The organism is Streptomyces sp. NPDC032126 (assembly GCF_055580085.1).
Map to the genome: position 1 here is coordinate 114,522 of NZ_JBVIMA010000009.1, position 21,969 is coordinate 136,490.

A 21,969-nucleotide genomic window follows, 5' to 3' on the forward strand; every position below is an offset into this window, starting at 1 on the left:
CCCCGTATGCGGTGGTCGTGGCCCCCCAGACCCCCTAGTCGGTCGCGATGGCGTTCAGGACGTTCATGCGGCCCGCGCGGAACGCCGGGATCAGTGCCGCGAACAGGCCCACGAAGGCCGAGCCGATGAAGACGCTCGTGATCGTGCCCCAGGGGATCTCCAGGACCGTCAGGCCCTCGAGGGCGAGCAGCTTCTGGGCCGTCGCGCCCCAGCCCATGCCCAGGCCGAGGCCGAGGAGGGCGCCGAAGAGGGCGATGACCACGGACTCCATGCGGATCATGCGGCGCAGCTGGCGGCGCGAGAGACCGATCGCCCGCATCAGGCCGATCTCGCGGGTGCGCTCGACCACCGAGAGGGCGAGGGTGTTCACGACGCCCAGGATCGCGACGATGATCGCCAGGGCCAGCAGGCCGTAGATCAGGTTCAGCAGCTGGCCGACCTGGTCCTTCAGGTTCTGCTTGAAGTCGGTCTGGTCGCGCACGGTGTACTGCGGGTAGTCGTGCAGGGCGGACTTCAGGGAGGTGTAGGCCGCGTCCTGCTGCCCGTCCTTCGCCTCGGCGAAGACGATCTCGTCGAGCGGCATCTTGTCGGCGGGCACGTACTTCGCCATCGTCGCGATCGACGTGTACATCGCGCCCTGGTCGATCACCACGTCACTGCTGGTGATCGCGCGGACCGTCAGATGGGCGGTCCGGCCGTTCTTGAAGGCGACCTTGATGGTCGAGCCGAGCTTGATGGCGTGGTCCTTGGCGAACTCCTCGTGCACCGACATCGAGTCGGGCCGGTAGGCGTCGGCCAGCTTGCCGGCGACCGTCTCGGTGTTCAGGTCCGTCGCGTAGGTCGGGTCCGCGCCGGTGATCGCGGTGTCCTTCAGCGTCTTGCCGTCCGGGGTGGTGAAGTCGGCCTTGTTCCACTTGTACTCGGTGACGTGGTCCAGACCCGGCGTCTTCTTGACGGCCTGCACCGCCTGGGGGGTCACCAGCTGCCCGCTGTCCGACTGGATGATGAAGTCCGCGCCGACGCTCTTGTCGAGCTGGTCGGTCGCCGACGCCACCATGGAGGAGCCGACCACCGACAGGCACGCGACCAGCGCGAGGCCGATCATCAGGGCGGCGCCCGTGGCGCCCGTACGGCGCGGGTTGCGCAGGGCGTTGCGCTCGGCCATCCGGCCGACCGGGCCGAACATCCGCAGCAGCACGGCGCCCAGGACGCGGACCACGCCCCCCGCGAGCAGCGGGCCGACGACGACGAAGCCGATCAGGGTGAGCACGACGCCCAGGCCCAGCCACGCGGAGCCGTCCTTGGCCTTGTCGGCGTTCGCGGCGACGAAGAGGGCGTAGGCGCCCCCGGCGGTCAGCAGGAGCCCGAGGACGGCGCGCACGGCGCCCGCCTTGGCGTCGGCGGGGGCGTGCGCGTCGCGCAGCGCGGCCATCGGGGAGACCTTGCCGGCGCGACGGGCGGGCAGGTAGGCGGCCAGGACCGTGACGACCACGCCGAGCACCAGGCCGACCACCGGGGTGGACCAGGCGACGGTCAGATCGTCGGTGGACAGGTTCATGCCCATCTGGCCCATGAGCTTCATCAGGCCGATCGCGATGCCGACGCCCGCGCCGACACCCAGGACGGAGCCGACGAAGCCGAGCAGCAGCGCCTCCACCAGGACCGACCGGTTGACCTGCTTCCGGCTGGAGCCGATGGCGCGCATCAGGCCGATCTCACGCGTGCGCTGGGCGACCAGCATCGAGAACGTGTTGATGATCAGGAAGATGCCGACGAGGAAGGCGATCCCGGCGAAGCCGAGCATCGCGTACTTCATCACGTTCAGGAAGTCGCCGACGTCCTCGCGGTTGGCGTCGGCGGTCTCCTTGGCCGTCTGCACCTTGTAGGCGCCGCCGAGCGCCGCCGTGACGTTCCGCTTCAGCTGCTCGTCGCTGACCCCGCTCGCGGCCGTGACGTTGACGTTCGTGTACACGTCCGGCTCGCCGACCAGGGTCTGCTGGGCCGTCTTCGTGTCCAGATAGAAGATCGCCGCGCCCGGGTTGGTGACCTGGAAGGCCGCGATGCCGGAGATCTTCGCGGTGTGCGTGCCGACCGCGCTGATCACGCCGATCTCGTCGCCGAGCTTCAGGTGGTGCTTGTCGGCGGTGTCCTCGTCGACCATGACCTGGTCGGAGCCCTTAGGCGCCGCGCCGGAGGTGATCTTCATGGTGCGGGCGTCGTTGCCGTTCCAGCTGCCGACGATGGTCGGCGCGCCGCTCTTCGGCGACAGGTTGTCCTTGTCGGCGTCGACGACGGTCACCGAGGTGGAGAAGACGGTCCCCTCCGCCGACTTCACGCCCTGCGCGCCGCGCACCTTCGCCACCACCGACGCCGGCATGACCGGCGGCTTGCCGTTGTCGGCCGTCGTCTCACCGGTGTCCGAGGCGTCCTTGGAACTCACCGTCACATCGGAGGACGTCGCGGCGAACAGCTTGTCGAACGTCGTGTTCATCGTGTCGGTGAACACGAGCGTGCCGCACACGAACGCGACCGACAGCAGCACCGCCACGGCCGACAGGGCCATGCGTCCCTTGTGCGCGAAGAAGTTGCGCAGCGAGGTCTTCATGACGGTCATGACGTGCGCCCCCGGGCGTCGAAGTCCTTCATGCGGTCCAGAACCGCCTCAGCGGTCGGCTTGTACATCTCGTCGACGATCCGGCCGTCGGCGAGATACAGCACCCGGTCCGCGTACGAGGCCGCCACCGGGTCGTGGGTGACCATCACGATGGTCTGGCCGAGTTCGTCGACCGAGCGGCGCAGGAAGCCGAGGACTTCCGCACCCGCGCGCGAGTCGAGGTTTCCGGTCGGCTCGTCACCGAAGATGATCTCGGGGCGCGCGGCGAGGGCGCGCGCGACGGCCACGCGCTGCTGCTGACCGCCCGAGAGCTGCGTGGGACGGTGCTTGAGCCGCTCGGCGAGCCCCACGGTCTCCACGACCCGGTCCAGCCACGCCCGGTCCGGCTTGCGGCCGGCGATGTCCATGGGCAGCGTGATGTTCTCCAGCGCGTTCAGCGTCGGCAGGAGGTTGAACGCCTGGAAGATGAACCCGATCCGGTCCCGGCGCAGCTGGGTGAGCTTCTTGTCCTTCAGGCCGGTGATCTCGGTGTCGTCCAGATAGATCTGGCCGCTCGTCACGGTGTCGAGACCGGCGAGGCAGTGCATCAGCGTGGACTTGCCGGACCCCGAGGGGCCCATGATCGCGGTGAACTGGCCGCGTGCGATGTCCACGTCGACGTGGTCGAGGGCGACGACACGGGTCTCGCCCGAGCCGTACGCCTTGACGACCTGCCGCGCCCGCGCGGCAACGGCCGTCTGCCCTCCAGTGCCCCCGTGCCTGGGAATGGTCACAGCCGATGTCACGGTAAGTCTCCTATGTCGGTCAGCAAATGAGACGCACCGGTCCCGGTGCGGTGGTGGTCGCCGTGATGCGCGTGGTGGTGCGTCGCTACGTCCATGAGTCTGGCGGCGAGGAGGGGTCCCCCGCGCTGGTGCTCGGGCCCCTCTTTCCGGGGGGTTAACCCCACCCCCCGCGCCGGGGGCTGTCCGCACCCCCGCCTCGTCGAACGGCGTAAAGCCAGGTTAAGGACGACCTCCCCCGCATCTCCTCCTCCGGCGGTACGAACCCTCCCCGAGCCCTAGTACGGAGATACCCCTAGGGGATCTCCACCGCCGGGTGGAGACCCCCTCGGGGTCCGGCTCCATCCCCGGGCGCAGCGAGCCTCCACCCTCACGTCGCGTGAAGGTCAACTCTCGCCCGTTGTCGGACCCGGGTGAGAAGCTGGACAGCCGATGGGCGCATGAGGCACGGGACGAGGGGGGGCCTTGCGGTGGGGAGTACGCGACCGGCGACACGGCAGACCGCGCAGCGCGCCGCGCCCCACCGGCGGGGGGCCGTGGTCGCCGCGCTGATGCTCGCCATGGCGCTGGCCGCCCTCGACGCCACCGTCGTCTCCACCGCCGTCCCGCAGATCGTGGGCGACCTGGGCGGCTTCTCCGTGTTCTCCTGGCTGTTCTCCGGCTATCTGCTGGCGGTGACGGTCACACTGCCCGTCTACGGCAAGCTGTCCGACACCTACGGCCGCAAACCGGTGCTGGTGGCCGGCGCCGCGCTGTTCCTGCTGGGCTCGATGCTGTGCGCGCTGGCGTGGAACATGGGCGCGCTGATCGCGTTCCGGGTCGTACAGGGGCTGGGCGGCGGGGCGTTGCAGGGGACGGTGCAGACGCTCGCCGCCGATCTGTACCCCCTGGAGGAGCGGCCGAAGATCCAGTCGAAACTGTCCACGGTGTGGGCGGTGTCGGCGGTCGCCGGACCGGGCCTCGGCGGGGTCCTGGCGGCCTACGCCGACTGGCGATGGATCTTCCTCGTCAACCTGCCCATCGGCGCGATGGCGTTGTGGCTGATCGTCCGTCATCTGCACGAGCCGGAGCGGGCGTCGCGCACCGCGCCGTCCTCGGCGTCCTCGTCCCGCACGCGTACGCGTGTCGACTGGGCGGGCGCGCTGGCCGTGTTCGCGTGCGGGGGTGTGCTGCTGACGGCGCTGGTGCAGGGCGGGGTCGCCTGGCCGTGGCTGTCGGCGCCGTCGCTCGCCCTGTTCGGCGCGGGCCTCGCCCTGGTGGCGGTCGTGGTGCTGGTGGAACGGCGGGCGGCGGAACCGATCATCCCCGGGTGGGTGTGGCGCCGCCGCACGATCGCCGCCGTGAATCTCGCCCTCGGCGCGCTCGGCCTGCTGATGGTGGCACCCACGGTCTTCCTGCCGACGTACGCGCAGTCCGTGCTCGGCCTCGCCCCCGTGGCCGCCGGGTTCGTGCTGTCGGTGTGGACGCTGAGCTGGCCGGTGTCGGCGGCACTGAGCCAGCACGTCTACCGGCGTCTCGGCTTCCGCGACACCGCCCTGCTCGGCATCGGCACGGCCACGCTGATCCTGCTCGCGTTCCCCTTCCTGCCGTATCCCGGCGCGGCCTGGCAGCCGGCGCTGCTGATGCTGCTGCTGGGGGCCGCCCTGGGGCTGTTCCAGCTCCCGCTGATCGTCGGGGTGCAGTCGACCGTCGGCTGGTCGGAACGGGGCACCACGACCGCCTCCGTCCTCTTCTGCCGGCAGACCGGCCAGACGATCGGCGCGGCGGTCTTCGGCGCGGTCGCCAACGGCGTGCTGTCCGCCCGGCTCGGCGGCGCGCACGACCTCGACTCCGTGACCCGCGGCCTCGACGGCGGCGGCGCCGTGCCGGAGGCGACCCGCCACGCGGTCGCGGACGCGGTCCACGCGGTCTACCTGGGCGCGGCCTGCGCCGCGGCACTCGCCTTCCTGGTGCTGCTGTTCGTGGCGCCGCGTCGGTTCGCGGTGTTGGGGGGTTCCGGGGAGTGAGGGAGGGTTGACTAACCGGGGGTAACACCCCAGGTCAGGGCGGGAATCGAATAGTAAGCGCATACCGACCGCTCAGTTTGGAGAAAAGCTCGCGCAGGTCTCCTACCCCCGAGTAACGTGCGTGGCTCGCACCCCCCCACCTCCCTGCGGTCCGCCGCCACGGACCCGAGCCGCGCAAGGAGTTCGGGATGACCCACACCCCGTTCCCGCCCCCGCACCAACCGCCTCGACAACCGTCGTACCCCGCGTACGACCCCCACTTGACCTACCCCTGGCAGCCCGCCGAGCCGCTCACGCCCGAACCGCCCCGCCGGCGCCCGCCGCACTTCGCCCCCCTCGGACAGCATCGCGACCTACGGCTGCTGCGCAGCGCCTACCGGTGGCAGCGGCGCGTGGCCACGCTCACCGCGCTCGGCTACTTCACGGTGTTCCTCGTCCTGTCGGCGTGCGCGCCGTCCCTGATGACGGCCCGGGTGAGCGGCGGCCTGCCCACGGGCCTGCTGCTCGCCCTCCTCCAACTCCCCGTGACCTGGCTCGCCATCGCCGTCTACGAGCACACCGCACGCCGCCATGTCGACCCCCTCGCCCACCGCATCCGCCGCCAGACCGAGGTGGACGCCAAACGGGAGGCGGGCCGATGAACAGCGCTCAAGCACATGTCGCGGGACTGGAGTTGAGCGGCGACGCGCAGACCATGTCGCTCGTCGCCTTCACCGCCGTCGCCACGATCACCCTGCTGCTGTGCGTCATGACCGGCCCGGACCGCGACGACCTCGACGAGTTCTACACCGGCTACCGCTCCCTCTCCCCGCTGCGCAACGGCATGGCGATCGCCGGCGACTACATCTCGGCCGCCACCGTGCTCGGCACGACCGGCGTGATCGCGCTGTGCGGGTACGACGGACTGGTCCTCGCCCTCAGTACGGCGCTGTCGCTGATGCTGCTGATGTTCCTGCTGGCCGAACCCCTGCGCAACGCGGGCCGGTTCACCATGGGCGACGCGCTCGCGCGCCGTATGCCGGGGCGCGCGGTGCGCATCACGGCGTGCGCGGTGACCCTCGCCGCACTGCTGCCGATGATGCTGGTGCAGCTCGCCGGCACCGGCCAGCTGCTCGCGTTCATCCTCGGCTTCTCCGGCGACTCGGTGAAGACCGCCTGTGTCATCGGCATGGGGGTGCTGATGATCAGTTACGCGGCGATCGGCGGCATGAAGGGCACCGCGCTGATCCAGATGCTGAAGATCGTGACGCTGCTCGGATCGGGCGCTGTGGTCGCCGTCCTGGTGCTCGCCCGCTTCGACGGCGACCCGGCCGCCCTCTTCGACGCGGCCGCGCGCGGGAGTGGGGTGGGGGACGCGTTCCTGCGCTCGGGCCTGGAGTTCGCGGGCGGCCCGTACCCCCGACTGGACATGATCACCTCGCAGCTGTCGGTGGTCCTGGGCGGAGCGTGCCTGCCGCACATCACCATGCGCATGTACACCGCCTCCAGCGCGCGGCAGGTGCGGCGCTCGCTGTCGTGGGCGGTGTCCGGCGTGGCGCTGTTCGTGCTGGTGATCACGGTCGTCGGGTTCGGCGCGACGGCGCTGATCGGCCGCGCGGTGATTGCCGGCGCCGACCCGCGGGGCAACACCGCGTATCTGTTGGGCTCGCGGGCCGCCTTCGGCACGGACGTCTCCACCGGCGAGGCCCTGCTGTTCACGACGGTCACCACGGCGATCTTCCTGACCGTCCTCGCCTCGGTCGCCGGAATGATCCTCGCCTGCGCCAACTCCCTCGCCCACGACATCTTCGCCACCTGCGCGCGGGACGTCTCCCCGCGCCGCGAGATGCTCGTGGCCCGGCTGTCCGCCCTGGCGGTCGGTGTCCCCACGGTGCTCCTCGCCGCCCAGGTGCAGCACCGCAGTCTCCAGCCGCTGATCACCCTCGGCTTCTGCCTCGGCGCCTCCGCCCTCGCGCCCGCCCTGATCTACAGCCTCTTCTGGCGCCGCTACACCCGAACGGGCCTGCTGAGCACCCTCATCGGCGGCACCCTCGCCGTCCTCGCCCTCATGCCCGGCACCAACCTGGTCTCCGGCTCCCCCGTCTCGGCCTTCCCGCAAGCCGACTTCAACTGGTTCCCCTTCACCACGACCGGCCTGGTCACCATCCCCCTCGGCTTCGCCTTCGGCTGGCTGGGAACGGTCCTCTCGGGCCGCGCCAAGGCGGAGGAACAACGACGGCAGTACGAGGCAGTGGAGGGGTGGATCCTGGCGGGGGCGGCGCGGAGGGGGAACTAGGGCCCGGGGGGCGGGCGGGAGTTGAGCCGGGGCCCGGTGTCCGGGGCGGGGCGCTGGGCGCTGGCGTGCACTGGTGGGGCGCGCGGGGCGTACCGACGGAGTGCGCCGGCGGAGCGCGCGGGGCGTACCGACGGAGTGCGCCGGCGGAGCGCGCGGGGCGTACCGACGGAGTGCGCTGGGCGCTCCAGCCGACCGTGCGCTGGGGTGGGCGTCGTGCGCGCCGGGCCTTTCGCTGGCGCCGGTGCGGCCTGCGCGCGGAAGAACGCGCCCGCCCCGGCCGCCTCGCCTCGCCCCGCCGCAGCCGCTACTCCACCACCCGGCCGGTGAGTGCGGTCAGGCTGGTGCGGACGTGGTCCATGTGGGCGCGCACGTCGTCCCAGCGCTCGCTGTGTTCGCGCAGGACGCGTTCCGTCTCGCGGGCGATGCGCTCCTCGCGCAGGCGTGCCTCCGCGAGGAGTTCGGCGGCACGCGCGCGTGCTTCCTCCTGGCGGCGGCGGGCCGACTCCTCGGCCTCCGCGAACGCGCGCTTCGCCTCCGACAGCTCGGCCTCGGCGCGCGTGACCCTTCGGGCGTGGTGGGCGTCGAGGGCGGCGGCGCGTTCGGCGGCCTCGCGCTCGGCGGCGGCCCACCGTTCGGCGTGCTCCTTCTCCTGCTCGGCGAGGAGGGCGCCGGTGCGCAGGCGCATCTCGCGGAGTGCGGCGAGCGCCTCGCTGCGGGTCTCCTTCACCTCGCGGCGAGCCGCGACGCGCACCTCGTCGGCCTCGGCGCGCGCCGCGAGCGACCGGCGGCGGGCGCGTTCCTCGGCGTCCGCGCGGAGCGTGTCCGCCTGTTCCTGGGCCGCCCGGCGCACGCCGTGGGCGTGTGCCTCGGCCTGCGCAACGTGCTCCTGCGCCGCGCGCCGCGCCTGATCGCGGACGGCCGCCGCCTCTTCCTCCCCGAGCTGGAAGATGCGCCGTGCGCGCTCCCCGAGGGTCTCGTACGTCTGCGGCGTGAGCCGGGCCACGGACTCCCGCAACCGGTCCGCCTCCGCCTGCATCTCCTTGGCCAGCACGGTGAGGCGGGCGACGCGTTCCCAGGCGGCGTCCCGTTCGGCGGAGAGCGCGGCGGAGCACGCCTCGACCTGCCGGGGCCTGTACCCACGCCCACGGACCGTCACGAACCCGTACGGCGACACCGATGCGCTGCTCATCCTGGAACCCCTCTCCGCCGGACCCACACGGAATCCCGCACGCCGGCGCGTACGAACAGATTCCGAACGGTGTCGCGCACATCTTGAGGGATCAGACAGAAGGGTTCATAACGCGACACTCCGGGCGGAGGTCACGGGCGGGGCCACGACACGCGAAAGGGCGGGGCCGCCCGATCGCACGACCGGGCGGCCCCGCCCTTTCCACACCACCGTCAGCGGAACGCCCACCTCACAGCAGGCCGTCCCACATCTGCTCCAGCAGCACCGACCACCAGCTCTCCGGCGACCCCAGGGCCGCCGGGTCCAGGGAGGCCAGCTGGGCCTGGAAGTCGACGGTCCAGCGGCCCGCCTGCTCCTGGTTCAGGCCGAACCGCAGCCGCCACATCCTGCCCAGCAGGGACAGGCAGCGCTGGAACTCCAGCAGCCCGGTGTTCACGAACTGCGGCGGCACCGGCGCACCGCCCGGGCCCGCCTCCACCGGCACGGCGACGATGTTCGCCGTCCCGTACTGCACGCAGATCGCCCGGCCGAAGTCACTGCCCATGACCAGGTACGAGCCCGCGTCCGACGCCGGCTGCACCCCGCGCTCCTGCGCCAGCTCCGCGAGCGTCGGCACCGGTCGGCCCGGCTGCGCCTGCGCCCAGAAGAACGGGCCCATGTCGGTCGGCAGGCCCGCCACCACCAGCGTGTGCGCCACGATCGGCGGGACGCCCTGCCGGGACACCGCCGCCTGCTCGAACCGGAACACCCCCGGCCCGAACGCCGCCGCCAGCTCCTGCGCGATCGCCTCCGGCGGAACCGGCGGCGTCGGCTGCACCGGCGGCAACGGCGCGCGCACCGGCGCGGGCCGGGCGGGACCGTCCGCCACCTGGTGCAACTCGCCCTGGTGCGCCAGCAACTGCTGCATCCCCTGCTGCCGGCTCGCGTGATCCGTGCCGTAGGGCGCGATGCTCGTGATCCGCGCCTGCGGCCACTGCTCCCGGATCATCCGCGCGCAGTACGCGCCCGGCAGCTCGCACGACTCCAGCTCGGTGTGCAGCTCCAGCACCTGGTCCGGCGGCACGTTCATCGCCCGCAGCTCGTGGAAGATCTGCCACTCCGGGTGCGGCGTGCCCGGCGCCGAACGCCGGATCACCTGCTGCTCCGAACCGTCCTGCGCCCGGTAGCGCAGCACGGCCTGGTAGCCCGGTCCCACGGTCGGCTGACCGCTGGGCTGCGGATACCCGTACGCCGGCGGCTGTCCCGGCCCCGGCATCCCGGGCGGCGGCACCGCACCCGGCGGCATCGGCTGGGGGGCGCCCGGGGGCATTCCAGGGGCGCCCGGAACACCGGGCACGCCGGGGGCCGGCGGCGGCGGAGGCGCGCCGGGGCCGCCCACCGGGGGCGCGGCCAGCACGGTCTCCGCGTGATGCACCGCCCCACGCCCGCCACCCGCTCCCGGCCCGCCCGGCGTACCGGGGGCCCCGGGGGCACCCGGGGGCTGCGGCGCGCCCGGCGCGTGCGGAACGCCCGGGGCGTGCGGAGCCTGTTGTGCGCCCGGAGCGCCAGGCGGGTGCGGAACACCAGGTACGCCCGGAGCCGCCGGTGCGCCCGGGGCGTGCGGAGCACCCGGCGCGCCAGGCGCATGCGGCGCATTCGGGGCCCCCGGCACTCCCGGTGCGCCCGGCGCATGCGGAACGCCTGGGGCGCCTGGCGGGTGCGGCGCGCCCCCACCCGTGCCCATGCGGCCCGGGTCGGCAAGCATCGTCGCGGCGTGGTGGACACCGCCCGGCGGTGTGCCTCCCGGCGTGTTCTGCGGAGCGGGCGGACCAGGCGGAGTCGGGGCGCCGGGACCACCGGGCGCGCCCGGCGTGTTCGGCGTACCCGGGGCGCTCGACTGACCGTGCGCGCCCGGCATGTTCGGTGCGCTCGGAGCACCCGGTACGCCCGGCGCGCCCTCGGGGCCGTTCGGGCCCAGCGCCGACACCAACTGCGTGGGTACGTACCCACCCGCCGCACCACCGGGCGCACCACCCTGCGCCCCCGGAGCCGACGGCGCAGGAGGCGTGCCGCCCGCGCGCGGGGCGCCCGGAGCACCCGGCGCGCCCGGCGGAGGCGGCGGCGTCGCACCACCGCGCGGCCGGCGCGGGGGAGGCGCGGCCTTGCTGGTCGCGGCGTCGGCGATGTCACTGGCGTTCGGCGCGAGGGGCCGGCCCGGGGCGGGGGCGCCCTGGGGAGCGGCCGGCGGCGGAGTACCGGGGGCGGCCGGAGGGGGCGAGCCCTGCGGGTAGCCGTACGACGGGGCCGGCGGCGGGGTGTTGCCCTGCGCCGGGCCCGGGACGCCCGGTCCGGCCGGGGCCTGAGGCTGGGCATACGGCGGCGTACCGGCGGGCGGCGGGGGCGTGTGCCCCGGCGCGACGGGCGGTACACCCGCACCTTGCGCGCCGGCTTGCGCGCCGCCCTGCACGCCGGGCGCCCCAGGGACGTTCGGGTCGTTCAGGGCGGGCGCGACCGCCGTGGGCGGGAGTTGGCTGCCGCCCGTCATCAGGGCCGTCTTGGCGTCCGGCGGCGCGACGGGCGGAGTCGGGGCCTCGTCGTCGGAACCGCTGAGCGGCGGCGCGAAGACGGTCGCGGGAAGGGGTACGGAACGGTCGTCGCCGGAATCGGCGTTCGTGTCCGTCCCCGTCCAGGGCGTAGCCCCCGCGGGCGCGGCAGGCGGGACCGGCGCGGAAGCACCCGCCCCACCGACACCAGCACCCGGCGCCGGAGCCGGGGCAGAACCCGTCCCCACCCCACTCCCCGGCACCCCGGCCTGCGTCCGAGGCAACGACGGATCAGGCGTCACAGCACCGACGCCACCGGCCCCAACCCCGGCCCCCGAGCCACCGACCCCAGCACCAGCACCCGTACCAGCACCGGTACCGACACCGGCACCCGCACCCGCAGAGCCCCCAGAGCCCCCATCCCCCCGCCGATCAGGAATCCCCAGCTTGTCCGCCGCCTCCTGCAACCACTCCGGCGGCGACAGCAGGAACGACGTCTGGTTCAGGTCCACCCGTGCCGCGGGCGCGGCCGGGGCGGGCGGGGCGTCCTCCGGTTGGCCGTACTCCTCCTCGTACCGCCGGATCACCTCGCCCACGGGCAGCGCGGGCCACAGCGTGGCCTCCCCGCTGTCCCGGGCGATCACCAGCCGCAGCGCGCCCCCGTCCGACCGCGGCCCGTCCGACCGGTCCTCGGCCCACACCACGAACCCGAGCTCGAACTCCCGCACCAGCACCTCACGATGCTGGTAGGCCGGCACATCGCCGTTGATCCACTCTTCCGCGCGCTCCTGCGCCTGCGCGAACGTCACCATCGCTACAGCTCACTCCCCGCCCGCGGAAGAAACGGAAGAAACCGGAACGGCACGCGCGAAGCCGCCGTCCACCATCAGATTGGCCACCGTCTCCAACTCCGGCGGATTGCCCGCCAGTCGGGACAGAAAGGCGTCGAAGTCGTCACCGCACGGCAGCAGCAGCCGCCCCGTGCGCTCCGCCGGCGACCACGAGGGATCCACGTCCCGCGCGTCGTCGTAGGCGCAGAACCAGACGGAACCGATCCCCTGGCCCTTCACCTTCACCGCCAGCAGACCGCCCTGGACGAAACCGACGCCCAGGTAGTCCTTCGTCAGATGGTCGCGCAGGCACTTGTTCACGTAGACCAGGTCGTTGACCGCCGCCTCGTCGCGCACCGTGAAGAACGGCTGGTCCACCAGCAGTCCCAACTCCGCGTCCAGCGCGGCACCCACCGGAGCACACCCGCCGGCCGCCTTCAGGAAGGATCGGTACGCGCCGGGCAGTCGGTAGCCGAGGTCCTCCTCGACCCCCTGCACCTGCGACTCCGTCACCGCCACACCCGACTTCGGCAGTCCGATGTGGGCCGGCCGCGTCTCCTGAAGCGGGCGCGTGCCCCGCTTCAGGTGGTCGACGTTCGCGGTCGCGATGCCACCGTGGTGCCGCAGCAGCGCCTTCACCTCGACCGGAACCAGCTCCAGCCGCCGCGAGCCCACCACGTGATGCCATGTCCAGCCGTGCGGCGTCGCCACTGCCGGCACCGTGTCCCACAGCTCGTGGCCCGACGCCGCGAGCGCCGCGTTCGCCGACACGTAGTCCGTCAGCCGCAACTCGTCGACGCCGAAACCCTCCGGCGGATCGGCGATCTCCGCCGCCGCACGGGCGTACGCCGAGAAGTCGGGGTAGCCGCGCTCGTCCACCCGCACCCCTCTCGGGTGACGGGTCGCCCGAACCGGATCCGGGAAGTGCACGACCTGCCCGGCGTAAGCCGCGTTCGGCGGCGCGGCCTGCTGCCCGAGCCGACCTGTCGTCATGGCGGTTGCCCCCTGCGGCACTCTGTACGACCCCCGGCACACCCGTTCCGCTTGCGGAACCGGCACACCGGCGCCCGTATTCGACTGTCTCCAACGGCACCGACGCGCGTTGACCGCACTGTCGCGGTGCCGACAGCCTATGCGGTACGGCGACACCGGTCACCGGGCCTCCGTTCGAAGGACGCCGCCCGCCCTCCGCTTCCGTGACCAGCCGTCACCCCGCCGTGACAGCCCGCCCAAACCCGGGCGTGTCGCACCGCCCCAGCTTCCGCACCAGCCACGCGATTTGGCACCCTGGGTCAGCCGGGGGGATGCTCAGGAGGGGATGACGATCATGAGCGCGACACAGACGGGGCCGCAATCGGGACGGCGCACGACGCCGCAGAGCGAGCCGAACACGCCCGCACACCACACCGCCCCCGCCGACGACCCCCGCATCGGCTGGAGCACCAACGAAGCCCCGCACGCCCCCACCCTGCGCCACCGCCGCGACGGCATACTCCCCACCGTCGCCGCCGCCCTCTCCGTCCGCGGCGCCACCCTGACCAGCACGGCCGCCCGCAGCGATCAGGCGCCCGCGCTGCACCCTTTGGTCCAGGACTTCCTCGACACCCTCACCAGCGCCCAGCGCGACCGCTTCACCGGCCGCTGCGCCGAGACCATCCTCATCTCCCGCCACCTGGCCGCCGCGGACGCCGCCCGCAGCAAACGCGCCGCCCGCAAACCCATGACCAACGGCGAAGCCCGCAAAGCGCTCAAACAGGCCAAGCTCACCGCCCGTCGCATCCGCGAGGACGGCGACCCCCTCCACGGCAGCTTCGCCGCGCCCTGCCGCGCCTGCACCGCGCTCAGCGCCCACTTCGGCGTCCGCATCGTCGACCCCGCGACCCCCGACGACTGATCCCCACGCTTCCCCTCTCCCTCTCCCCCGCCCCCGGCCTCCGCCCCTCCTCCCCAACACCTCGACGAACCAAGGGAAGATGCACACCGACCGCACCTCCACCACCCGCTTCCCCGTTCCCGTCGACGCCGCGCTGCGTGCCGCCGGCTGGCAGCCGGGACGCTGGGACATCAAGCAGGCGGAAATCTGGGCCGACATCCTCCGCGACCACACCTCGCCCGCCGGCCACCGCCACGCCGTCTTCCCCGCGGCCGTCGAGGCGTGGGCCGAATTCGGCGGTCTGCGCATCACCCCGACCGGGCCCGGCCGCCAGATCGCCCCCGCCGGCCTGCACCTCGACCCCCTGCACGGCCTCCACCTCGCCCGCACCCTCGGCGACCTCGGCCGCGCCCTCGACACCGAGCTCAGCCCGCTCGGCGCCGAGACCGACACCCAGGCGCTGCTCGCGATCGACACCGAAGGGCGCGTCTACGCCCTCGACCACACCGGCGACTGGTACCTCGGCCCGGACATCGACCAGGCCCTCGGCGCCCTCGTCTCCGGCATCACCCCCGCCCGCCTCACCGCAGGCTGACCCCCGAAACCCACCCCCGAGGCGCCCCCTAAGACGCCGGAATCACCGCCGACACCCGGAAGCCGCCCGCGTCCGTCGGTCCCGACACGAAGACCCCGCCCAGTGCCAGCACCCGCTCCTTCATCCCCACCAGCCCGTTCCCCCCCGACGGCAGCCGTGCCGACGAGGCGGAACCCACCTCCGGCGGCGGGCCGTTCTCCACCTGCATCGCGATCTCCGTCACCCGATGCGCCAGCCGCACATACGTCTTCGCCCCCGCCGCGTGCTTGTGGACGTTCGTCAACGCCTCCTGCACCACCCGGTACGCCGTCTGCTCGATCTCCGCCGCGTACGCCCGCACCTCGCCCTCCACCGACAGATCCACGACCATCCCCGCGGCCGCCGACTGCCCCACCAGCTCGTCCACGTCCGACAGACACGGCCCCTCCGCCGCCCCCTCCTCCTCCACGGCCCGCGACGCCGCCGCGGCCGCCGCGACGCGCACGGCCGCGAGCGGCACCGCCGACCGCTCCCGCCGCTCACCCTCCCCGCTGCGCAGCACCCCCAGCATCTCCCGCAGCTCGGTCAGCGCCTGGCGCCCCATGTCCCCGACCAGCGCCGCGTTGCGCACCGCCTTCTCGGGGTCCTTGCGCGCCACCGCCTGCAACGCCGCCGCGTGCACCACCATCAGGCTCACCCGATGCGCGACCACGTCGTGCATCTCCCGGGCGATCCGCGTCCGTTCCTCGTTCCGCGCCCACTCGGCCCGCTCCTCGGCCCGCTCGGCGAGCAGTTGAAGCTCCCGCTCCAGGCTGTCCGCCCGTTCCCGCAGGCTCTCCATCAGCCGGCGCCGGGCACCCACGTACAGTCCGAGCAGGACGGGGGGAGCGGTCAGGCCGAGCGACGTCGTGACCGCGGCGAAGGGTACGAACCAGTCGCCCAGGGTCAGATCGCCCCGCGCCATGTCCTGCCGCACCCGCACGAACGTCACGATCATCGTCCCGACCAGGGACATTCCGGCCAGCGAGGCGATGATCCGGCGGGGCAGCTCGGACGCGGCGAGGGTGTAGAGGCCGACGATGCCCATCAGGAAGCCCATCTGGGCCGGTGTGATCGCGATGGACACCAGGACGACGGCGATGGGCCATTTGCGGCGGAACAGCAGCACGCCGCCCGCCAGCGCGCCGAAGACCACCCCCATGGCCGGCGGAATCCCCGCGTCCCGCGCGAACGGAATCCCCTCCACCGCGCACTCCAGCGACGACGCCACCGCCAGACTTCCGTCCAGCAGGGCACTGCGCCACCTCGCCCACCACCACGGCCCTGACCGGGCCGCCTCGTGGTCTTCCCCCGTCGTGGTCATGCATCCAGCCTACGGGCGTCCACCCCGGCTTTTCCGGCGAGTTTCTGCGCCCGGCGGGGACCACACTCCGTAATCGAATAACTGCGAAACCGCCCGGTATCACTCGAACCGCTGAACAAGGTCCGGGGTGCCGATTTGTACCGTCGCGGCGAGGGCGGCCGGTACGGCATAGTAGGGGCTGCGCCTGCCGCCGATCTAGAGAATCGGACGCAACAGGCAAACCCTCCCGGGTCGTCTAATGGCAGGACAAATGGTTTTGGTCCATTGAATGAGGGTTCGATTCCTTCCCCGGGAGCTCAGCCCGTACGGGCCCTGACAGGACAGTCAGGGCCCGCACTCATGTCGGTCGAGAAACGCCCCGGTATCCTGCGGATGTCCACCCCCACTCATCCAAAGCCGAAGGGCAAACCCCGTGAGCGCCATTCGCCCGGCCGCCGTCGTCGTTCTCGCAGCGGGTGAGGGCACCCGTATGAAGTCGACCACACCCAAGGTCCTGCACGAGATCTGCGGTCGCAGCCTCGTCGGTCATGTTCTCGCCGCCGCCCGCGAGTTGGACCCCGAGAACCTCGTCGTGGTCGTCGGGCACGCCCGCGAGAAGGTCGCCGCGCATCTCGCCGGGATCGACCCCGCCGTCCGCACCGCCGTCCAGGAGGAGCAGAACGGCACCGGGCACGCGGTCCGCATCGCCCTCGAAGAGCTCGGCGGGACCATCGACGGAACCGTCGTCGTGGTGTGCGGGGACACCCCGCTCCTCACCGGCGAGACGCTGACCCGGCTGGCCGGCACGCACGCCGCCGACGGCAACGCGGTCACCGTGCTGACCGCCGAGGTGCCGGACGCCACGGGGTACGGGCGGATCGTGCGCGACGAGGTCTCCGGCGCCGTCACCGCGATCGTCGAGCACAAGGACGCCACCGAGACGCAGCGGGCGATCCGGGAGATCAACTCGGGTGTGTTCGCGTTCGACGGGGCGCTGCTGGCGCAGGCGCTGAAGCAGGTACGGACGGACAACAGCCAGGGCGAGGAGTACCTCACCGACGTGCTGGGGATCCTGCGGGAGGCCGGTCACCGGGTGGGGGCCTCGGTGGCCGGTGACCACCGGGAGATCGCGGGGATCAACAACCGGGTGCAGCTGTCGCAGGCGCGGCGGATCCTCAACGACCGGCTGCTGACGGCCGCGATGCTGTCGGGTGTGACGGTCGTGGACCCGGCGAGCACCTGGGTCGATGTCACGGTGACGTTCGAGCAGGACGCGGTGATCCACCCGGGTACGCAGCTGCACGGCGCCACACATCTGGCGGAGGGGGCCGAGGTCGGCCCGAACACGCGGCTGACGGACACGACGGTGGGCGCGGGGGCGCGCGTGGACAACACGGTGGCGGTGAGCGCCGTGGTGGGTCCGCAGGCGTCGGTGGGCCCGTTCGCGTATCTGCGGCCGGGTACGCGCCTGGGGCTGAAGTCCAAGGTGGGCACGTACGTGGAGACGAAGAACGCGTCGATCGGCGAGGGCACGAAGGTGCCGCATCTGTCGTACGTCGGCGACGCGACGATCGGCGAGTACTCGAACATCGGTGCGGCGAGCGTGTTCGTGAACTACGACGGCCAGGAGAAGCACCACACGACGGTCGGGTCGCACTGCCGCACCGGTTCGGACAACATGTTTGTGGCTCCTGTCACGATCGGGGACGGCGCGTACACCGCGGCCGGCTCCGTGATCACCAAGGACGTGCCGCCCGGTTCGCTGGCCGTGGCCCGTGGTCAGCAGCGGAATATCGAGGGCTGGGTGGCTCGTAAGCGTCCGGGCAGTGCGGCGGCGAAGGCCGCCGAGTCGGCCTCCCGCGAGGGCGAGAGCGAAGACTGACCGGAATCGGGTGCGTCGAACACGGCGTACCGTGATAAGTGCACATCCAGCTGCGAACCTCTGAGGAGACAGTGCTGTGACCGGGATCAAGACGACCGGCGAGAAGAAGATGATGTTCTTCTCCGGCCGCGCCCACCCCGAGCTTGCCGAGGAGGTCGCCCACCAGCTGGGTGTCGGGGTCGTCCCGACGAAGGCCTTCGACTTCGCCAATGGCGAGATCTACGTCCGCTATCAGGAGTCGGCGCGTGGCGCGGACTGTTTCCTGATCCAGAGCCACACCGCTCCGATCAACAAGTGGATCATGGAGCAGCTGATCATGATCGACGCGCTGAAGCGTGCTTCGGCGCGGTCGATCACGGTGATCGTGCCGTTCTACGGTTACGCACGGCAGGACAAGAAGCACCGCGGCCGTGAGCCGATCTCGGCGCGACTGATCGCGGACCTGATGAAGACGGCGGGTGCGGACCGGATCCTGACGGTGGATCTGCACACGGACCAGATCCAGGGCTTCTTCGACGGTCCCGTCGACCACCTCTTCGCCCTTCCGCTGCTGGCGGACTACGTGGGCGCGAAGGTCGACAGGGACAAGCTGACGATCGTGTCCCCGGACGCCGGCCGAGTGCGGGTGGCGGACCGTTGGTGCGACCGGCTCGGCGCGCCGCTGGCGATCGTGCACAAGCGGCGTGACAAGGACGTGGCGAACCAGGTCACCGTCCACGAGGTCGTGGGTGAGGTCAAGGGCCGCGTGTGCGTCCTGGTCGACGACATGATCGACACCGGTGGCACGATCTGCGCCGCCGCCGACGCGCTGTTCGCGCACGGTGCGGAGGACGTCATCGTGACGGCGACGCACGGTGTGCTGTCCGGTCCGGCCGCCGACCGGCTGAAGAACTCCCGGGTGAGCGAGTTCGTCTTCACGAACACGCTGCCGACGCCGGGTGAGCTGAGCGACGACCTCGACAAGATCACGGTGCTGTCGATCGCGCCCACCATCGCGAGCGCGGTGCGTGAGGTGTTCGAGGACGGCTCGGTGACCAGCCTGTTCGACGAGCAGTAAGCGGTTAAACGCTTCTGCATGATCGCCCGCGCCCGAGGGCGCAGTGATCGATTTTTCCGTGGCCTCTCTGGCCGAGTAGACTTCTGCAGTTGCTCGGCGAGGGAGGCCACGCCTCCGTTATCGACGCGCTCTTCGTAGCAGGCCGTTCGTGGCCGGGTGACCCCGTCCGTTTCCGCTTCCTACGAGGAGTGATTCATATGTCCGAGGTCAAGCTCACCGCCGAGACCCGCACCGAGTTCGGCAAGGGTGCCGCTCGTCGTATCCGTCGTGACAGCAAGGTTCCCGGTGTCCTGTACGGCCACGGCTCGGACCCGCTGCACCTGACGCTTCCCGGCCACGACCTGCTGCTCGCGCTGCGTACGCCGAACGTCCTGATCTCCCTGGACATCGACGGCAAGACGCAGGAGCTGGCGATCCCGAAGTCCGTGCAGCGCGACCCGATCAAGGGCTTCCTGGAGCACGTCGACCTGCTGCTGGTCAAGCGCGGCGAGAAGGTCACGGTCGAGATCCCGGTGCACGCCGAGGGCGAGCTGGCCCCCGGTGGCAACCTGCTGGAGCACGTGCTGAACGCGCTTCCGGTCGAGGCCGAGGCCACGCACATCCCCGAGGCGCTGACGGTGTCGGTGGAGGGCCTGGAGGCCGGTGCCTCGGTGCTCGCCAAGGACATCGCGCTGCCGAACGGCGTGACGCTGGCCGTCGACGAGGACGCGGTCGTCCTCCAGGTGCTGGCCGCGCAGGCGGAGGAGGCCCCCGAGGAGGGCGCCGAGGGTGAAGAGGCCGCCGAGGCCTGATCCTCGCTGTCATCGTTTTCGTCAGCCGCTGTTCCCGGTCGGGGGCAGCGGCTGGCGCGTATCAAGGAGACATGGACGTGACGACCCCCGCCAATGACCCCTGGCTGATCGTCGGGCTGGGCAATCCCGGCCCTGAGTACGCCGGCAACCGGCACAATGTCGGCTTCATGGTCGCCGATCTGCTGGCGGAGCGGATCGGGGGCCGGTTCAAGCGCGCCGGCAAGGCTCAGGCGCAGGTCGTGGAGGGGCGGATCGGGCCGCCCGGACCGGCGAACCGGCGGGTGATCCTGGCGAAGCCGATGTCGTACATGAATCTGTCGGGCGGGCCGGTGAACGCGCTGCGGGACTTCTACAAGGTGCCCCTCGGGAACATCGTGGCGATCCATGACGAGCTGGACATCGACTACGGGGTGCTGCGGCTGAAGGTCGGCGGCGGTGACAACGGGCACAACGGGCTGAAGTCGATGACCAAGGCGATGGGCGCGGACTACCACCGGGTGCGGTTCGGCATCGGGCGCCCTCCGGGACGTATGCAGGTCGCCGATTTCGTGCTGAAGGACTTCTCGTCGGCGGAGCGCAAGGAACTGGACTACTTCGTGGACCGGGCCGCCGACGCCGTGGAGTGCCTGGTGATCGAGGGGCTGGAGCGGGCGCAGAGCACGTACAACTCCTGACGCGGACCCGGCCGGGGGTTGACCGTCCGCGCGGGCATGGCGAATGATCCCGGCCATGCCCGCCACCGCTCTCTCCTCCCGTCGGACCCCGGCCGCCGCGCTGCGGCTGGGACGGCTCGCGGCGATGGGGACGCTCGCCGTGCTGATCCTGATCGCGGGGGTGTGGGCGTCCTGGGGCAGCGCGCAGCACGTGATGCTGACGAAGGGGCGTGAGCGGGGCACGGTCGAGGTGACGGGGTGCGGGGACGACGTGTGCACCGGTCCCTTCACGCCGTCGTCGCAGGGCGCGTCGGCCCGCGCGCGCGTGGAGATCGAGAACACGGTGGCCGTGCGGAAGGGCGAGACGTACGCGGTCGTCGTGAAGCCGGACAGCGATGACGTGGTGCGGTCGGGGCCGGCCGGGGTGCTCTACGCCTGGGTTCCGCTCGGCGGGGCGCTGCTGCTGGCGTCGGTGGTGGTGGCGGGCGGGCTGCGGCAAGCGCGGTGGGCGTGGGTGCTGGCGGGGTCGGGAATCGCCTTGCTGACGACGGCTTTTCTCGTGATCTGAGCGGGAACCGACCTATTTCTCCGAAGGAATTTTCGGCGCCGGACCTGAGTGTTGCCTGTTCGTGATTGACCAGGTTTCAGCCATGGCTGGATGCTGAGCTGCCCCCTCCACATCTTCCCTTTCGTCACTCGAAGATGGATTGCCCCATGCGTACCCTCACTCGCGCCGGTGTCGTCGCCGTCGCGTCCTCCGCCGCGCTGCTGTTCGCGGGCGCCGGCGCGTTCGCCGCCAAAGGCGACAACGGCGATGTGAAGACCCACAAGTCCACGACCGACGAGACCGACCAGCGCGACGAGCCGAAGGTGTGCTCGTTCTACCTGGACGCGTTCAACTTCGACGGCCTCCAGAAGGTCGACTGGCACATCGATGCCTGGGCGAACAACGACGCCGAGAAGGGCGAGACGGTCAAGTCCGGCTCGATCACCCTCGACGGCAACGGTCACGGCCGTACCCAGGACCTGACGCTGCCCGACGGCCAGTACAAGCTGTTCTGGAACTTCGACGGCGAGAAGGGTGCCGCGAAGCACAAGGTGTTCAAGGTGGAGTGCGAGGACGAGGGCGGCACCGGTTCGTCGCCGTCGCCGAGCTCGTCCGAGTCCTCGACCGCCTCGCCGAGCGCCTCCGCGTCGGCGACCCCCAGCTCCTCCGAGTCGGCTTCCAGCACCGCCCCCGGCGCCACCTCGGCGCCCAGTGAGCAGGGTGGCGGCGGCGGTCTGGCCGAGACCGGCAACGGCGCCCCGGTGGGCCTGCTGTCGGCGGTGGCGGCCGCGCTGGTGGCCGGCGGCGGCTTCCTGGTCTTCCGGCGCCGCAAGGGCGCGCACCAGGGCTGACGTGATCTCAAGGGCCGTATGACGGCCCGGTGACCAAAGGGCGGTGGGGGGGGGGGGGGGGGGGGGGGGGGGGGAGGGGGGGGGGGGGAGGAGGGGGGGGGGGGGGGGGGGTGGCCTGTTCGCCGATGTGCAGCATCAGTTGTCGCACCCGCAGGGCCAGCCACTCGATGGAATAGCCGGC

At 72.0% G+C, this 21,969-nt stretch carries 18 protein-coding genes and 1 tRNA gene; 13 read left to right on the forward strand and 6 right to left on the reverse strand.

Going from position 1 to position 21,969, the window contains the following annotated elements; all coding sequences use genetic code 11:
• Positions 1-34: 34 nt before the first annotated feature.
• Both ACZ5NW_RS29915 and ACZ5NW_RS29920 read right to left on the reverse strand, forming a co-directional pair.
• Entirely contained in the window at positions 35-2,614 is a 2,580-nt protein-coding gene (locus ACZ5NW_RS29915; protein ID WP_468747076.1) for an ABC transporter permease, read from the reverse strand.
• The gene (locus ACZ5NW_RS29920; RefSeq protein WP_468747077.1) at positions 2,611-3,399 is read right to left on the reverse strand and encodes an ABC transporter ATP-binding protein; all 789 of its coding nucleotides are present in this window, start codon (positions 3,397-3,399) and stop codon (positions 2,611-2,613) included. Before ACZ5NW_RS29920 ends, ACZ5NW_RS29915 begins: the two co-directional genes overlap by 4 nt.
• A 467-nt stretch (positions 3,400-3,866) precedes the next feature.
• Between ACZ5NW_RS29920 and ACZ5NW_RS29925 the strand changes: the two genes are divergently transcribed.
• From ACZ5NW_RS29925 to ACZ5NW_RS29935, 3 genes are all read left to right on the forward strand, one after another.
• On the forward strand, positions 3,867-5,402 hold the full coding sequence (locus ACZ5NW_RS29925; RefSeq protein ID WP_468747078.1) for an MFS transporter: 1,536 nt from the start codon (positions 3,867-3,869) through the stop codon (positions 5,400-5,402).
• Positions 5,403-5,590: 188 nt separating this feature from the next.
• Positions 5,591-6,043 (forward strand): DUF485 domain-containing protein, encoded by a 453-nt coding sequence (locus ACZ5NW_RS29930; protein ID WP_468747079.1) that lies wholly within the window; start codon positions 5,591-5,593, stop codon positions 6,041-6,043.
• Positions 6,040-7,677: a sodium/solute symporter gene (locus tag ACZ5NW_RS29935; RefSeq protein ID WP_468747080.1), complete on the forward strand. Its 1,638-nt coding sequence runs from the start codon at positions 6,040-6,042 to the stop codon at positions 7,675-7,677. The genes ACZ5NW_RS29930 and ACZ5NW_RS29935 overlap by 4 nt, the downstream gene beginning before the upstream one ends.
• Before the next feature lie 304 nt (positions 7,678-7,981).
• Here ACZ5NW_RS29935 and ACZ5NW_RS29940 read toward each other — a convergent pair whose 3' ends face one another.
• Positions 7,982-8,866, reverse strand: coding sequence for a cellulose-binding protein (locus ACZ5NW_RS29940; protein WP_468747081.1), 885 nt, complete (start codon positions 8,864-8,866; stop codon positions 7,982-7,984).
• 229 nt (positions 8,867-9,095) lie between these two features.
• Positions 9,096-11,834, reverse strand: coding sequence for an SUKH-4 family immunity protein (locus ACZ5NW_RS29945; protein ID WP_468747345.1), 2,739 nt, complete (start codon positions 11,832-11,834; stop codon positions 9,096-9,098).
• A gap of 1 nt (position 11,835) precedes the next feature.
• Between ACZ5NW_RS29945 and ACZ5NW_RS29950 the strand changes: the two genes are divergently transcribed.
• Positions 11,836-12,138, forward strand: a complete 303-nt coding sequence (locus ACZ5NW_RS29950; RefSeq protein WP_468747082.1) for a hypothetical protein — start codon at positions 11,836-11,838, stop codon at positions 12,136-12,138.
• A gap of 71 nt (positions 12,139-12,209) precedes the next feature.
• Here the strand turns inward: ACZ5NW_RS29950 and ACZ5NW_RS29955 are convergent, their stop codons facing one another.
• A complete protein-coding gene (locus ACZ5NW_RS29955) occupies positions 12,210-13,211 on the reverse strand; it encodes an SMI1/KNR4 family protein (protein ID WP_468747083.1) in 1,002 nt (333 codons plus the stop codon).
• 334 nt (positions 13,212-13,545) lie between these two features.
• Between ACZ5NW_RS29955 and ACZ5NW_RS29960 the strand changes: the two genes are divergently transcribed.
• Positions 13,546-14,112 carry a YwqJ-related putative deaminase gene (locus tag ACZ5NW_RS29960; protein ID WP_468747084.1) on the forward strand — a complete coding sequence of 189 codons (567 nt, stop codon included), beginning with the start codon at positions 13,546-13,548 and terminating at the stop codon, positions 14,110-14,112.
• Between the two features lie 79 nt (positions 14,113-14,191).
• The gene (locus ACZ5NW_RS29965) at positions 14,192-14,686 is read left to right on the forward strand and encodes an SUKH-3 domain-containing protein (RefSeq protein WP_468747085.1); all 495 of its coding nucleotides are present in this window, start codon (positions 14,192-14,194) and stop codon (positions 14,684-14,686) included.
• Between the two features lie 28 nt (positions 14,687-14,714).
• On the opposite strand, the gene ACZ5NW_RS29970 is transcribed toward ACZ5NW_RS29965, so the two are convergent.
• Complete coding sequence (locus ACZ5NW_RS29970; RefSeq protein ID WP_468747086.1) at positions 14,715-16,028, reverse strand: sensor histidine kinase; 1,314 nt, start codon at positions 16,026-16,028, stop codon at positions 14,715-14,717.
• 224 nt (positions 16,029-16,252) lie between these two features.
• Between ACZ5NW_RS29970 and ACZ5NW_RS29975 the strand changes: the two genes are divergently transcribed.
• The 7 genes from ACZ5NW_RS29975 (at position 16,253) to ACZ5NW_RS30005 (ending at position 21,788) form a co-directional block, all read left to right on the forward strand.
• Positions 16,253-16,323 (forward strand) — tRNA-Gln (locus ACZ5NW_RS29975).
• A 117-nt stretch (positions 16,324-16,440) separates the two neighbouring features.
• Positions 16,441-17,889 carry a bifunctional UDP-N-acetylglucosamine diphosphorylase/glucosamine-1-phosphate N-acetyltransferase GlmU gene (gene glmU / locus ACZ5NW_RS29980; RefSeq protein WP_468747087.1) on the forward strand — a complete coding sequence of 483 codons (1,449 nt, stop codon included), beginning with the start codon at positions 16,441-16,443 and terminating at the stop codon, positions 17,887-17,889.
• 76 nt (positions 17,890-17,965) lie between these two features.
• Complete coding sequence (locus ACZ5NW_RS29985; RefSeq protein ID WP_468747088.1) at positions 17,966-18,946, forward strand: ribose-phosphate diphosphokinase; 981 nt, start codon at positions 17,966-17,968, stop codon at positions 18,944-18,946.
• A gap of 197 nt (positions 18,947-19,143) precedes the next feature.
• Entirely contained in the window at positions 19,144-19,737 is a 594-nt protein-coding gene (locus tag ACZ5NW_RS29990; RefSeq protein WP_468747089.1) for a 50S ribosomal protein L25/general stress protein Ctc, read from the forward strand.
• 71 nt (positions 19,738-19,808) lie between these two features.
• Positions 19,809-20,411: an aminoacyl-tRNA hydrolase gene (gene pth, locus ACZ5NW_RS29995; protein ID WP_468747090.1), complete on the forward strand. Its 603-nt coding sequence runs from the start codon at positions 19,809-19,811 to the stop codon at positions 20,409-20,411.
• A 43-nt stretch (positions 20,412-20,454) separates the two neighbouring features.
• Positions 20,455-20,958 carry a hypothetical protein gene (locus ACZ5NW_RS30000; RefSeq protein WP_468747091.1) on the forward strand — a complete coding sequence of 168 codons (504 nt, stop codon included), beginning with the start codon at positions 20,455-20,457 and terminating at the stop codon, positions 20,956-20,958.
• Between the two features lie 146 nt (positions 20,959-21,104).
• Positions 21,105-21,788, forward strand: coding sequence for an LPXTG cell wall anchor domain-containing protein (locus tag ACZ5NW_RS30005; RefSeq protein ID WP_468747092.1), 684 nt, complete (start codon positions 21,105-21,107; stop codon positions 21,786-21,788).
• The last annotated feature ends 181 nt before the right edge of the window (positions 21,789-21,969 follow it).

Bases quoted from the DNA above. Each gene is read 5' to 3' on its own strand.
- ACZ5NW_RS29915 (WP_468747076.1), bottom strand. From the start codon at position 2,614: ATGACCGTCATGAAGACCTCGCTGCGCAACTTCTTCGCGCACAAGGGA.
- ACZ5NW_RS29965 (WP_468747085.1), top strand. From the start codon at position 14,192: ATGCACACCGACCGCACCTCCACCACCCGCTTCCCCGTTCCCGTCGAC.
- ACZ5NW_RS29970 (WP_468747086.1), bottom strand. From the start codon at position 16,028: ATGACCACGACGGGGGAAGACCACGAGGCGGCCCGGTCAGGGCCGTGG.
- ACZ5NW_RS29955 (WP_468747083.1), bottom strand. From the start codon at position 13,211: ATGACGACAGGTCGGCTCGGGCAGCAGGCCGCGCCGCCGAACGCGGCT.
- ACZ5NW_RS29940 (WP_468747081.1), bottom strand. From the start codon at position 8,866: ATGAGCAGCGCATCGGTGTCGCCGTACGGGTTCGTGACGGTCCGTGGG.
- ACZ5NW_RS30005 (WP_468747092.1), top strand. From the start codon at position 21,105: ATGCGTACCCTCACTCGCGCCGGTGTCGTCGCCGTCGCGTCCTCCGCC.
- ACZ5NW_RS30000 (WP_468747091.1), top strand. From the start codon at position 20,455: ATGATCCCGGCCATGCCCGCCACCGCTCTCTCCTCCCGTCGGACCCCG.
- ACZ5NW_RS29990 (WP_468747089.1), top strand. From the start codon at position 19,144: ATGTCCGAGGTCAAGCTCACCGCCGAGACCCGCACCGAGTTCGGCAAG.
- pth (WP_468747090.1), top strand. From the start codon at position 19,809: ATGGACGTGACGACCCCCGCCAATGACCCCTGGCTGATCGTCGGGCTG.
- ACZ5NW_RS29930 (WP_468747079.1), top strand. From the start codon at position 5,591: ATGACCCACACCCCGTTCCCGCCCCCGCACCAACCGCCTCGACAACCG.
- ACZ5NW_RS29960 (WP_468747084.1), top strand. From the start codon at position 13,546: ATGAGCGCGACACAGACGGGGCCGCAATCGGGACGGCGCACGACGCCG.
- ACZ5NW_RS29935 (WP_468747080.1), top strand. From the start codon at position 6,040: ATGAACAGCGCTCAAGCACATGTCGCGGGACTGGAGTTGAGCGGCGAC.